Genomic DNA, 12226 nt, shown 5'->3' with positions numbered 1-12226 from the left:
TAATGGCAACGATTCGCATGCTGCAGCCGCTTGATTATGATGCTGCAGCCAAATTGTCTGATGAAGTGTTTCGCAATGAAGAACAGATGTCAATGGCACATAGTTTTTCGTACTTGTTCTCCCCGATTACCGCTCATTCATTCGGTGCCTTTGAGGACGGAGTACTGCTAGCACATATGGGATTGCTTCCATCTATCGTTCGAGTTGGACGATCAAAATTGCCTGTTTTCTCACTCGGCTCGGTATGCACCTCTGAAGCTGCTCGCGGCAAAGGGTTCGGTACTGATCTGCTGCACAAGGTGCAAGAACATGTGGATTCAACAGGCGCTGTTATGATGTTCGTTTCCGGAGGACGCTCGTTATATACACGCAATCGCTGTTATTCCTTTGGAAAAACCCATGTGTATACCATTACACCAGACGGATCTGCTGTTGCAGAAGCTGATGTTCAAGCACGAGTTCTGACGGAAAATGATTGTTTCGCATGGTATGAGCTTGCCCAGCAGCGAGAAGCTGCATTTGATTTTAGTCTTTGGGATATGCATGGCCTTGAACACGGTGGATCCTTCGCCTCCTGTGTCATGATGAAGCCGAAAGTTTATGTACTGGAGCGCAATGGTCAAGTCACTGCATACATCTATTTGATGAAACCATCCTCAAAACAGCCGGATGCCCCATCTCATATTTATGAATATGGCGGCACAGCAGAAGAGGTATTGCTTTTGATGCAGCTTGTCATGAAGCAAAAACAAATTGCAGCTTCCCAGATCTATGTTCCTTGGCAGGATAAGGAGATGATCGCTTTGCTTGGAAACTATGCCTTGGAAGAAGCGCAAAATCAAGGGACGCTTTACATTCCAAGCATGGAGCGACTGTTCCGTTATATGAAGAACTGGTGGATTGATCAAGGTGCATTGGCTGCCAATATTCAAGTTACCGATCTTGAAGGTGGCAATGTTCGCCTAGAATATCCTGGCGCAGAATCGATTGAGCTTGCTGAAAGCCAGTTGCTCTCCTTATTATTCGATCCGAAGGCAACCAACCTTTTGCCGCCTGCTTGGCCTTCCGCAGAGCAGCTGAAAATTACAATACCGCTTCCTTATACAATCGGTTTATATTACATATAATTTCGTAGCCATTTAAAATGTAGGATTACATGTTAATTCATACAGCAGCTACAACGCAAGTCATGGATTACGTTTCATCCATTCTTGCAGTTATGATTTCGTACTGCTTAAAAGCGCACTAAAATTAGTGCGCTTTTACTTTTAAAGATACTGAGTTCAGTACAATCCCACTTTACTCCCATGCATTTCACTTGATGTCAACCATATCTATCGCATACAATTAACTACAGTAGTGAGTTATCATTTGAGATAGAATCTTAGATTCAGTCATGCCTTTATTTTCATGCATCATTATTTCGATGCAGCCACCATTTAATTTGTAAAATAGGAGCATTTAATTATGGCTACCATTTATGATATTGCGAGACAAGCCAATGTCTCCGCAATGACCGTATCACGCGTCATTAACAATACAGGTCGAGTTAGCGAAAAAACTCGCGCCAAGGTAAAACAAGTGATGGAGGAAATGCAGTACATACCGAATTCGGTCGCTCGTTGTCTCGTTACGCAAGAAAGCAAAATTTTATCATTGCTTATTACAGATATAACAAACCCATTCTTCACGACAATGGCGCGTGGAGCAGAAGACGCCGCAATGCAACATGGATACCGACTCATGTTCGGCAACAGCGATGAGAGCTTGATCAAAGAAAAAGATTACGTACAAATGATATTGTCGATGCGCGTAGATGGTGTCTTATTTGCGCCCAGCGGAGACCAGTCCAAAGAGCATCTAGAGTGGCTGACCAGACAAAATGTACCGTTCGTTCTGCTTGATCGCGAGGTTCCAGGCATCGAGTGTGATGCTGTACTCGGCGACAGCCGAGGCGGTGCCAAGCATATGGTGAGTGAATTAATCCGATATGGCCACCGACACATTGCTTTATTGAACGGCTCTGAGGAGGTATCTACCGCTAGAGAACGCAAAGCGGGCTACATTGAAGCCTTGCAGGAAGCCGGAATTGCATTTGACGAACAGCTATGTATGCAGATGGGCTATTTACATGAACGAGACGCTCTTGATTTATCTTGCTGGGCAGAAATGGAGCCGCAAACTCGTCCTACTGCGATTTTCGCAGCCAACAATATGCTCGCACTCTCTATTTATACAGCACTGAGAAGTGTCGGACTTCGTGTCCCAGATGATATCTCTATCGCTTGCTTCGATGATTTCGGCTGGGTGGAAGAAGCCAATCCGTTCTTCTCTGTTGCCTCTCAGCCTGCCTATCAGTTCGGTGAGATTGGCATGCAACTGTTGCTGGAGCGTATCAAAGATCGTGAGCAAGCTCCCCGTCGTGTCATTCTTCCTTGTCAAGTTCATCTGCGTGAATCGGTGCGGCAGCTTTAATCTATTTTTTAATTCCTCAGCCTTATGGCCTGCTCATTGAGTTCTTACCGCTTTAGAACAGGCCTATCCTTTTCTATCGAATATACCGTTCTGACATTCATACTATATTGCTGCCTTCGATTAATCTCCCTATAATCACCCCCTTATACTATCTCCTAACATATATGCGTATTGTTACCAGTAGACCTGATAGATCCAGCGTACTAGAATAGATACATTGACGTTTTATTTACTTTTACACATAAAAGCGTGTATGTATAAAAGCAACCAGGTGAGCTTTACATACTAGAATATGTTATTTATCAAGGAGTTGAACGATAATGAATACGAATGATGAACAATTGATCCTGCGTCCGCTTCGCTTCTGGCAAAGCATCACCATCTTTGCTGTCATCATTGCTATTTTACTGTTTACGATACTCGGATGGGGAGCACAGCCTCATATTCCGCTGCTTGCAGCAACAGTCGCTGCCGGATGCCTGCTCTTGCTGTTCGGACAATCTTGGAGCCTGGTGGAAAGAGCCTTGATTAAAGGGCTTCAAGCATCGGTCATGCCTGCTTTGCTTTTATCCCTTATTGGTATACTTATCGCAGTTTGGATGATGAGCGGAACAGTGCCAACGCTGCTCGTATACGGCACATCCTGGTTCCAGCCTCAATGGTTTACAGTTAGCGCCCTACTGCTTACGGTTATCGTCTCTATGTTCGTCGGCAGCTCGATAACGACCGTTGGAACATTCGGCGTCGCACTAATTGGCATGTCTGATTCCATGGGAGTCCATCCTGCAATTGTAGCTGGAGCTGTTGTGTCAGGCGCCTGCTTCGGGGATAAAATGTCCCCGCTTTCTGATACGACGAATTTCGCATCTGCGGTCGCTCGTGTCAGCATGCCTGATCATATCCGCAATATGACCAAAACGACAGTTCCTGCGTTCATCATAACTTGTATCGCCTTTTTATTTTCGGTTCCTCGGCTCAATCCAACGTTGATCAGCTGTTGGCGATGCAGCAGGATATTCGCAGCGTATTTCACATTCATCCATTGACATTGCTTCCGTTAGCGGTTGTACTTATCGCTACGTTCAAGCGATTGCCAATCATTATTACGATGCTGCTTGGCATCGGATCGGGTTTATTGGTTACAGCACTCATTCAAGGAAACATAAATGTTCCACAATGGATGGAATTCATGCAGGGAGGATTTCAGGGTAAGTTCAACATGGCGGAAGTGAGCAGCATTGTGAACCGTGGGGGACTGCAGTCCATGACCTGGGCAATCTCGCTCATCGCGATCGCCTTTGCGCTTGGAGGATTGCTGCAGCATGCAGGTATTATTGAAACGATGTTCAACCGACTGATAGCTCCCGTAAAGAGTAAAGAGGGGCTTGTCGTTACAAGTGGACTTAGCTCAATCGGCGTCAATATGATTACCGGAGAGCAGTATATGTCCATTCTTATTCCAGGGCAATTGTTCGAATCCGAGTATGATAAGCGAAACATTCCCCGACTCACCTTATCCCGTACGTTAGAGGATTGCGGAACATTAGTCAATCCGCTTATTCCATGGGGAGTTAGCGGTGCGATGATGACGAGCGCGCTCGGTTTAAGTGTGCTTGATTATATGCCATATGCTTTCTTCCTGTGGGTATCTCCATTCATCACTTTTGCTTTTGCCCTCTTGCCCGGCTTAAAGCGAGCAACATTAGGCAATCAATAATTTACAGAAGAGCTCACATTCTATGGGGCGGCAATTGTATCTTTGATAACAAAATGATACATTGTCGCCCTATTGCTTCTTCTCATCCAATTATGATACTGTCATCTTATCAAGCTAGTCATGGATAAAGAAGAGGGGGATGAACAAGATGCGGTTTATACATGCTCGTATGCCAAGGTATATATTACTAATACTTTGTATACTCGCTGTGTTATGTACTGTACTGTCCCCTATTGGCTCAAATGAAATGACGATCCTGCAACCGGATGAGGCGGCCTATACGTATCCTGACCATGTCAGCTCCGTCGTAGGCATTCATCAGCATCAGATTGGCAAGCATTTTTCCATGCCATTATGGTTTATTTTATTTCTTTTATATATCGCAATTGCTATTTTGAGAAACCAGCTGCCCAGATACAGATTTGATACACCGTATATGATTCTGCTGCGCAACCAAACCTTAAGACCGCTCAAATTCACCTCGAGATTCGTTGCTCGTCTCCTCGCCTGTCCCGTAAACTAACTATTTACAGACGAGGAGAATTAGAATGACGACAACGAATACGAATAAAGAAGTAAAGCAAGCGAAATCGCCTACAGGCAAAGAACAAGCGTTAAAAACAGATATACAGGTCATCAATCGTGATTTGAAGCATATGATTTGGTTTGTCATCTTATCAGCGGTTGTTATCACTGTACTCTATTTCATTATGTAACGACATACATGCACCCCGATCGCAGCATTATTGCAATTGCGTTACGGGGTGCTTTTTTGCTGAACTCCTAATTCGTAAGCGCATTCAAAAATAAAGACATCCGGATGATTGTGCGTTCTGCATTTCCGAACGATGCGTTGACGGAGAACAGGAGTACCATTTTTTATACAGCTTCGAAAAGTAAAGAGCATCCTCGTACCCCACTGAAGCAGCTACCTGCTCAATCGTCAGCCTTGTCGTCATCAGAAGTGTTTTGGCTCGCTCCATCCGAACCCGCAATAAAAACTGCATGGGCGATTCCCCCATTTGTTTGCGGAACATCTTTGACAAATAGGTTCGGTGATAGCCCAGTGTATGTGCCAACTCGTCGATGGAAATGGATTTGTCAAACTGCAGAGACAGCCAGCGGGCTGCTTGCTCGACCTGACGCTCAATATCGGATCGTTTATCTGCTTTTTGCGATGTATTTCCCTTGGCTGACGAACGCGCATACTCTGCGAATGCGACACGCGTATAGCCTTCTGCCTCGATATCTCCTGCTACTCCACCAAGCTGCAGTGCTTTATATACATTCCGGAACATCGCCTCGACCCGATGTGTGCGATAGTTTTGAACGATAGGAGCATGCGGTCCAATGCCAATCGACGCAAGCAATTGATCCGCACCTGTGCCTCGGTATCCGATCCAGCGATATTTCCAAGGCTCGCGTTCATCCGCCACATAATGGTGAAGTTCACCTGGGAAGATAAAGAAGCTATCTCCTTCCCCCACTTCATACGTAACCCCTCTTATCGTAAATGTTCCTTTGCCAGACTGAATATAATGCACAATGCCATAATCATGAACACTTGGCCCTACGTGATGCAAGGGTTCTGTTATCGATTGGCCGCTGAACAATACAGACAGTTCTCCCCTGGAAGGTGCTTCATTTATTGCGAGATTTGCTCGTTCTCCCATCTGTCCCCTCCTTAATTGACAACATTCCTCCATACTCACATTCGTTTTCCCCATACCAACCGGCAGTGGATTTAGATACATTGATTGTACAATAATCATTTCCAAGTTGCATCACTCCATATCTGCTATCACTAACTTTTGTGTGACTGCTTGGAACGAGAGGATGAATGATCGATGAGTAAAATTACTTTTCTCGGTGCAGGAAGCACTGTATTTGCCAAAAACGTACTGGGAGACTGCATGCTCACTCCTTCCCTCCAAGAATTCGAGCTCGCCTTGTTCGACATTGACCATGAACGTCTTCGCGATTCGGAGCGCATGCTGACCAATATGCTTATTACAACTGGAAGCACTTGCCGGGTAGTTGCCTATACCGATCGCAAGGAAGCGCTTCGAGGTGCAAAGTATGTTGTGAATGCGATTCAAGTTGGCGGTTATGATCCTTGCACGATTACGGATTTTGAAATTCCGAAAAAGTACGGCCTGCGCCAAACGATTGCAGATACACTTGGTATCGGCGGAATCTTCCGCAACTTGCGAACAATCCCTGTCATGCTTGATTTTGCAAAAGATATGCGTGAGGTGTGCCCAGACGCTTGGTTCCTCAACTATACGAATCCAATGGCTGTATTGACCAATGTGATGAATACGTATGGAGGGATTAAAACAGTTGGCCTTTGTCATAGTGTCCAAGTATGCGTACCTTGGCTGTTCAATGATCTAGGCATTGACAGCACAGGCGTGCAATCCAAGATAGCAGGCATTAATCATATGGCATGGCTACTCGAAGTAACTCGCAATGGCGAGGATTTATACCCGGAAATTAAACGCCGTGCTATGGAAAAACAGAAAACCAAGCACCACGATATGGTGCGATATGAGTTGATGTTCAAATTTGGCTACTATGTAACGGAATCATCGGAGCATAATGCAGAATATCATCCATATTTTATCAAGAAGCAGTACCCTGAGCTGATCGAGAAATACAATATTCCTCTTGATGAGTACCCTCGCCGCTGCATTCACCAAATCGAGGGATGGAAAAGCATGCGTGAGCAGCTTGTAAATAATCAGCACATTGAGCATAGCCGGACTCATGAATATGCGTCTTATATTTTCGATGCGATGGAAACAGGAACACCGTTCAAGCTGGGCGGCAATGTAATGAATACCGGCCTTATTACGAACCTGCCAAGCAACGCTTGTGTTGAAGTTCCCTGCTTCGTAGACCGCAGCGGAGTTACACCTACCTACGTTGGCGATCTGCCGCCACAGCTTGCGGCGCTGAATCGTACGAATTTGAACACGCAGCTCCTTACGATTGAGGCTGCTATTACAGGGAAGAAGGAGCATATCTACCATGCGGCCATGCTCGATCCACATACGGCAGCAGAACTTAGCTTGGATGACATCGTATCCTTGTGTGATGATCTAATCGAAGCACATGGTAACTGGCTTCCGAAGTTCGTATAAAAAAGCAAAGCGGTACAGTTGAAATCAACTGTACCGCTTTTTCTATCATTTCTCTGTGTTTACCTGAACTACACGTGTGATTGATTACTCCCCTTGTGCACGTTTGTGTACATCCGATGCTGCCTGTTTTGCTTTCTTTGCCTGCTGACTGCGCTTAATGGACAAACCAGCTGCAACGACTGCGATGACCAATACGATTTCGAACCCGTACTTGATAACTGGATTCGAGAAGTACGGCGCTAGCATATCGAACTTCATAAATTCACCAACGAACATTTTCGCCGATGTCCATGCGAGAACGGCTGAACCAATGACAATAATAGTGGGGAATCGCTCGATAAATTTTAACACAATGGTACTTCCCCACACGACAATCGGAACGGAGATGGCAAGTCCTAGTAGGACGAGCAGGCCGTGTCCATTCGCTGCACCGGCTACAGCAAGCACATTATCGAGCCCCATAGCGGCATCCGCAATAATAATAGTACGAACTGCCGCCCAGAAGCTGCCTCCAGCTTCCACATTATGCTCCTTCTCTTCGACCATGAGCTTTATCGCAATCCATATGAGGACGACTCCGCCAATCACAAGCAAAAATGGAATCTTGAGCAGCCACACGACGCCTAATGTGGCAAGTGCCCGAATGATCACTGCGCCGATCGTACCGAAAATAATAACCTTCTTCTGATCCTGCTTCGGCAGGTTACGAGCTGCTAGACCAATAACAATTGCGTTATCCCCTGCTAACACCAAGTCAATGACGACAATGGACAGCAGCGTGGTCCAGAACTCTAATGATAATAGCTCCATCGATAGTTCCCCCTTGACGTTAGTATGTATAAATACTGTAAAAAACATGAACGCCGCTACCACGAAAGTGGTAACGGCGTTTCCGATCAGAAAGAGACCTTCACCAACGCAACCATCGTGGCAAAGGTCTCGCAAACAACGTTATCTATACGTTGCCAGTAGCGCCGAGGATACGCGTTGTGGCGGATCCCGTAATGACGACGGTTACTGTGCTAGCTACTCCCCTTTGGAGTATTCGTTTTTCAGTGAACTTATCATAACACCGGTTATCAAATTGTTCAACCATCATTTCTCTCTATTTTCTCGCTCTATTACGGATCTGGCGTTGTTCGAATGATAACAATTGGGTATGATGAAGATATACGTATTTAATCATAAGGAGGCTTCCCTATCGTGAGCGAAGAACAATCCAATCATCATCCTTCACTTGAAAAAGCGACCTTTGCAGGTGGCTGCTTCTGGTGCATGGTCACGCCGTTCGAAGAGCTTCCTGGCATCCATTCAATTGTGTCTGGCTATACAGGAGGACACACAGACTGTCCTACATATGAGCAAGTATGTTCGGAAACTACAGGGCATGCCGAAGCTGTTCAGATTACATTCGACCCTGCCCTATTCCCTTATAAAAAGCTGCTTGATATTTTCTGGCAGCAAATAGACCCAACCGATGAAGGCGGACAGTTCCACGACCGCGGTTCGTCATATCGAACGGCCATCTTTTATCACAATGAGGAGCAGCATAAGCTCGCAGTTCAATCAAAGCAGGAGCTGGAGCAGAGCGGTAGATTCGATAAGCCGATTGCAACAGAGATTGTTCCTGCAGGTATATTCTATCCTGCCGAGGAGCATCATCAGCATTATCATCAGAAAAATCCAGCCCATTACAAGCGTTATCGTGCTGCGTCCGGCAGAGATGCCTATATAGTAAGTCACTGGGGCGTAACAGAACAGCAGCGTGCAGCTCTTTCAGAAAAGCTGACGCCGATCCAATACCGGGTAACACAGCAGAACGGTACAGAACCGCCTTTTGCCAATGAATATTGGAACCATGAAGAGGATGGCATTTATGTTGACATCGTATCAGGCGAACCTCTCTTCAGCTCCTTGGATAAATTCGATGCGGGCTGCGGCTGGCCAAGCTTCTCGAAGCCGCTTCGCTCCAGTCATGTTGAAAATAAACTGGACACCTCTCACGGTATGGTTCGTGTGGAAGTCAGAAGCAAACTTGGCGACTCTCACTTGGGTCATGTGTTCGACGATGGCCCTACGCCTACCGGACTTCGGTATTGCATAAATTCAGCAGCTCTGCGATTCATTCCGAAGAATAAACTGGAGCAAGAAGGTTATGGTGAATTCGCATCCTTGTTCAAATAAGCTTGTATGAAATAAGGCCCAAATCCGTACCGCCTAACAGGGCATCGGTTTGGGCCTTCTTTATATTTTCTCTATGGTCAACAGAATCCCCGTCTTATCGTCACACATTTTAAACCGGGGCATTGTATTACAGCGTTCATCCGTACGTTCGTGTTCCTCCAGTTCCACTGCACATCGTTCCATGCCCTTCTCAATGATGGACTGGAACCAGCATTCTGTACAGCTTTGCTCCTGATCAACATGCCACGGATAGATTCCGTCCGACACGAGCAAGAGATGCGTAATTCCTTGCAGTGGAAGCGCACCACATTCCATCCGATATTGGACAGCTCCATCCCCATTCAGGACACTATAACCATTTTCTGCGTTGGCTTGGGCACGATTGTGCAGCAGGATACTGCGGACTACGTCAGGCTGACGATGCTTTCTCCACTCCTCCTCATGATTCATCCATTCTCTCAATGCATGATCATCAAAAGCCGCAACACGATCGTAGGTAACTGCACGAACCCGCCCCGAATCATAACGGGCATAAATCATACAATCCCCTGTCTGTGTCCAGTAAGCATAATGCTCATCAAGCCATACACCGGCATGAACTGCGCCGAATCGCCGGCTCGTCTCCTGCGAGGCAATGTTGTATTTGCGCATGAGGAGATCAAGCTCCCGATTCGCTTCCAGTAGATGAGAGCGCATAATTTCGATTGCAGAACATGCTTCAGATGCCTGTCCCACAATCGATTGCAGTCCCTCCGCAATCTTGATGGCCGCTATTTCACCAGCCGTACAGCCAAGCTCATCCACAATTGGTTCCAATCCGGATACCCCATCAATCACTGCATACAGTTGCTGTTCAGGAAGTGCGACCATCCGGTCTTCATTACGCATGCCTTGCCCTTGTCTTGTAACAGCATCACAATGAACTCGAATCACTTCGACACACCTCCCAATCTCTATTTATTTTTGCTTCTGCACCATTTTAGCTGCCTGTCCGAACAGCCCCATAAGCATGAACACGACAATAATGTAGAGCAGGAACATCGGAGCAGCCATGGCAGAGAATACCATTGGCGACGCAAGCGCAAAGCCGATCATGCTGAAGGAGCATGCGAGTGCAACCGTAAAGTATAATGATCGTCTTCGTGCCATATGCGCGATGGAGCCCCAATCACGGCTCAAGGCATATTGCCGCAATCCACTGCACATGAAGGTCACTAATGTAATATTCAAACCTGTTTCCGCAATACTCCGTATGACACCAATCCAAGCTCTTACTTCTGGGTTCACACCACCCAACACCATCGGCTGCACTAATTCATACAAGGCGAGCACGATGAGTGGAATGCAGACCCGCTTCGCAAGCAAGAATCGATCTGACACGGACACCAATCCCTTAACTCCGCTGAAGACCAAGGCCAAGCCTACAATATCGGGCAGCAGATCGATGCCTCTTGGCGCGTAATCAATAAAAAATAACAAACCCCATTGAATCCTTCTAAATGCTTTCGCTTCGATGTTCATCTTTGTTGCTACTTGTCCTTTCCTTATGTACTCCATCATGAAGCTCCCTCTGGAACCATACTTTGTTATTCTGTACTTCATGCTTTATCTTGCTTCAGTATAACGTGGGCCGCTCAGCGAACGCAATCGCACGCCTCATTTGGAATATTTTTTCAGCCTATTCAACTAATTTGGATTAGGTAAGTCTATTCTTTTTGCAGTATAATGATTAAATGTCTACTAATGAAACCATTTTCGTATAAAAGCTACATACCTTTCAGGAGGAAGCATAATGAACCACATTAAAATATTTTCGGACAGTACCTGTGATCTGCCGAAATCATTACTAGAACGTTATGACATTGGCATCATCCCCTTATATGTTACCTTCGGTGACGACGCTTTTCGTGACGGAGTGGATATGACCCCCCCAGAAATGTATAAGCGAGTTGAGGAATGCGGCAAGCTGCCGAAGACGTCCTCGCCTTCGCCTGCAGACTTCATGCAGGCATTTGAACCATTTGTAAAGGAAGGCCGTAACATCTTATATATCGGATTGTCTTCCCATCTATCCTCCACCATTCAAAACGCAACGATTGCTGGGGAGATGTTAGGTGAAGGTTCCGTCACCGTTATAGATTCCTTGAATTTATCTACAGGCATTGGGATTCCAGTTCTCAAGGCTGCTATGGCACTCGAAGCTGGTACCTCACTCGAAGATACAGTGAAGCTTGTTGAGGATGTTCGCGGCAAAATGGAGACGGAATTCATCATCGATACGCTTGATTACCTCTACAAAGGCGGACGCTGCAGCGGACTGCAGAACTTGATTGGCAGCCTCCTCCGCATTCGACCGGTCATCAAAGTCGTCGACGGTAAAATGACGCCGGCCAATAAAATTCGAGGCAAACGTGAAAAAGCCTTAGAGCAGTTGAAGCAAAATGCACTGGATCATGTGAACGAAATGGACAAGGATATCGTATTTGTCACTCATTCCTTGTCTCTGGACGATGCCCAAATGCTGCAAGAGGAATTGAAACAAAAGACGGGAGCGAAGCATGTATTCCTGTCGGATTGCGGATGTGTGATTTCCAGTCACTGTGGACCGAACACGATCGGTATTGTATATGCCCGCAAATAAATGACACAGCGGCTGAGCCTCGCTATTGAGCAAGGTTCAGCCGCTGTGTATTGTTGCGCATAT

13 protein-coding genes are annotated in these 12226 nt (G+C 46.1%); 9 read left to right on the top strand and 4 right to left on the bottom strand.

Translation table 11 applies throughout. The features are described from left to right. The first annotated feature begins 2 nt into the window (after window positions 1-2). The 6 genes from PAV_RS12395 to PAV_RS34635 all read left to right on the top strand — a co-directional run bounded on the left by PAV_RS12395 (window position 3) and on the right by PAV_RS34635 (window position 4908). Window positions 3-1127, top strand: coding sequence for a GNAT family N-acetyltransferase (locus tag PAV_RS12395; RefSeq protein ID WP_005546604.1), 1125 nt, complete (start codon window positions 3-5; stop codon window positions 1125-1127). A gap of 340 nt (window positions 1128-1467) precedes the next feature. Further along, on the top strand, window positions 1468-2475 hold the full coding sequence (locus tag PAV_RS12390) for a LacI family DNA-binding transcriptional regulator (protein ID WP_005546602.1): 1008 nt from the start codon (window positions 1468-1470) through the stop codon (window positions 2473-2475). Between the two features lie 320 nt (window positions 2476-2795). Continuing rightward, window positions 2796-3521, top strand: coding sequence for a Na+/H+ antiporter NhaC family protein (locus tag PAV_RS37250; protein WP_005546600.1), 726 nt, complete (start codon window positions 2796-2798; stop codon window positions 3519-3521). Beyond that, window positions 3479-4192 (top strand): Na+/H+ antiporter NhaC family protein, encoded by a 714-nt coding sequence (locus tag PAV_RS37245; RefSeq protein ID WP_005546599.1) that lies wholly within the window; start codon window positions 3479-3481, stop codon window positions 4190-4192. Before PAV_RS37250 ends, PAV_RS37245 begins: the two co-directional genes overlap by 43 nt. A gap of 148 nt (window positions 4193-4340) precedes the next feature. Then, window positions 4341-4715, top strand: a complete 375-nt coding sequence (locus PAV_RS12380) for a hypothetical protein (RefSeq protein WP_005546597.1) — start codon at window positions 4341-4343, stop codon at window positions 4713-4715. Between the two features lie 25 nt (window positions 4716-4740). Beyond that, the gene (locus tag PAV_RS34635) at window positions 4741-4908 is read left to right on the top strand and encodes a hypothetical protein (protein WP_005546596.1); all 168 of its coding nucleotides are present in this window, start codon (window positions 4741-4743) and stop codon (window positions 4906-4908) included. An 84-nt stretch (window positions 4909-4992) separates the two neighbouring features. Here PAV_RS34635 and PAV_RS12375 read toward each other — a convergent pair whose 3' ends face one another. Further along, complete coding sequence (locus PAV_RS12375; RefSeq protein WP_040735822.1) at window positions 4993-5865, bottom strand: AraC family transcriptional regulator; 873 nt, start codon at window positions 5863-5865, stop codon at window positions 4993-4995. A 174-nt stretch (window positions 5866-6039) separates the two neighbouring features. On the opposite strand from PAV_RS12375, the gene melA reads away from it, so the two are divergent. Beyond that, window positions 6040-7338, top strand: a complete 1299-nt coding sequence (gene melA, locus PAV_RS12370) for an alpha-glucosidase/alpha-galactosidase (RefSeq protein ID WP_005546592.1) — start codon at window positions 6040-6042, stop codon at window positions 7336-7338. An 84-nt stretch (window positions 7339-7422) separates the two neighbouring features. Here the strand turns inward: melA and PAV_RS12365 are convergent, their stop codons facing one another. Then, entirely contained in the window at window positions 7423-8148 is a 726-nt protein-coding gene (locus PAV_RS12365; protein ID WP_005546590.1) for a TerC family protein, read from the bottom strand. A gap of 393 nt (window positions 8149-8541) precedes the next feature. On the opposite strand from PAV_RS12365, the gene msrA reads away from it, so the two are divergent. Next, window positions 8542-9522 (top strand): peptide-methionine (S)-S-oxide reductase MsrA, encoded by a 981-nt coding sequence (msrA, locus tag PAV_RS12360; RefSeq protein WP_005546588.1) that lies wholly within the window; start codon window positions 8542-8544, stop codon window positions 9520-9522. Window positions 9523-9582: 60 nt separating this feature from the next. On the opposite strand, the gene PAV_RS12355 is transcribed toward msrA, so the two are convergent. Both PAV_RS12355 and PAV_RS12350 read right to left on the bottom strand, forming a co-directional pair. Further along, window positions 9583-10455, bottom strand: a complete 873-nt coding sequence (locus PAV_RS12355; RefSeq protein ID WP_005546585.1) for a protein phosphatase 2C domain-containing protein — start codon at window positions 10453-10455, stop codon at window positions 9583-9585. Window positions 10456-10479: 24 nt separating this feature from the next. Then, on the bottom strand, window positions 10480-11082 hold the full coding sequence (locus PAV_RS12350; protein ID WP_005546583.1) for a hypothetical protein: 603 nt from the start codon (window positions 11080-11082) through the stop codon (window positions 10480-10482). A gap of 232 nt (window positions 11083-11314) precedes the next feature. On the opposite strand from PAV_RS12350, the gene PAV_RS12345 reads away from it, so the two are divergent. Then, on the top strand, window positions 11315-12163 hold the full coding sequence (locus PAV_RS12345) for a DegV family protein (RefSeq protein WP_005546581.1): 849 nt from the start codon (window positions 11315-11317) through the stop codon (window positions 12161-12163). Window positions 12164-12226: the final 63 nt, after the last annotated feature.

It is taken from the genome of Paenibacillus alvei DSM 29 (genome assembly GCF_000293805.1).
GTDB lineage: Bacteria > Bacillota > Bacilli > Paenibacillales > Paenibacillaceae > Paenibacillus_B > Paenibacillus_B alvei.
Note: the sequence above shows the minus strand (reverse complement) of the source record. Positions and strands in the feature narration are given on the sequence as shown.

What these genes read in the sequence shown, in the direction of transcription:
- PAV_RS12380 (WP_005546597.1), top strand. Translation starts at nt 4,341, where the DNA reads ATGCGGTTTATACATGCTCGTATGCCAAGGTATATATTACTAATACTT.
- PAV_RS37245 (WP_005546599.1), top strand. Translation starts at nt 3,479, where the DNA reads ATGCAGCAGGATATTCGCAGCGTATTTCACATTCATCCATTGACATTG.
- melA (WP_005546592.1), top strand. Translation starts at nt 6,040, where the DNA reads ATGAGTAAAATTACTTTTCTCGGTGCAGGAAGCACTGTATTTGCCAAA.
- PAV_RS37250 (WP_005546600.1), top strand. Translation starts at nt 2,796, where the DNA reads ATGAATACGAATGATGAACAATTGATCCTGCGTCCGCTTCGCTTCTGG.
- PAV_RS12365 (WP_005546590.1), bottom strand. Translation starts at nt 8,148, where the DNA reads ATGGAGCTATTATCATTAGAGTTCTGGACCACGCTGCTGTCCATTGTC.
- PAV_RS12345 (WP_005546581.1), top strand. Translation starts at nt 11,315, where the DNA reads ATGAACCACATTAAAATATTTTCGGACAGTACCTGTGATCTGCCGAAA.
- PAV_RS12395 (WP_005546604.1), top strand. Translation starts at nt 3, where the DNA reads ATGGCAACGATTCGCATGCTGCAGCCGCTTGATTATGATGCTGCAGCC.
- PAV_RS12390 (WP_005546602.1), top strand. Translation starts at nt 1,468, where the DNA reads ATGGCTACCATTTATGATATTGCGAGACAAGCCAATGTCTCCGCAATG.
- PAV_RS12375 (WP_040735822.1), bottom strand. Translation starts at nt 5,865, where the DNA reads ATGGGAGAACGAGCAAATCTCGCAATAAATGAAGCACCTTCCAGGGGA.
- PAV_RS12350 (WP_005546583.1), bottom strand. Translation starts at nt 11,082, where the DNA reads ATGATGGAGTACATAAGGAAAGGACAAGTAGCAACAAAGATGAACATC.
- PAV_RS34635 (WP_005546596.1), top strand. Translation starts at nt 4,741, where the DNA reads ATGACGACAACGAATACGAATAAAGAAGTAAAGCAAGCGAAATCGCCT.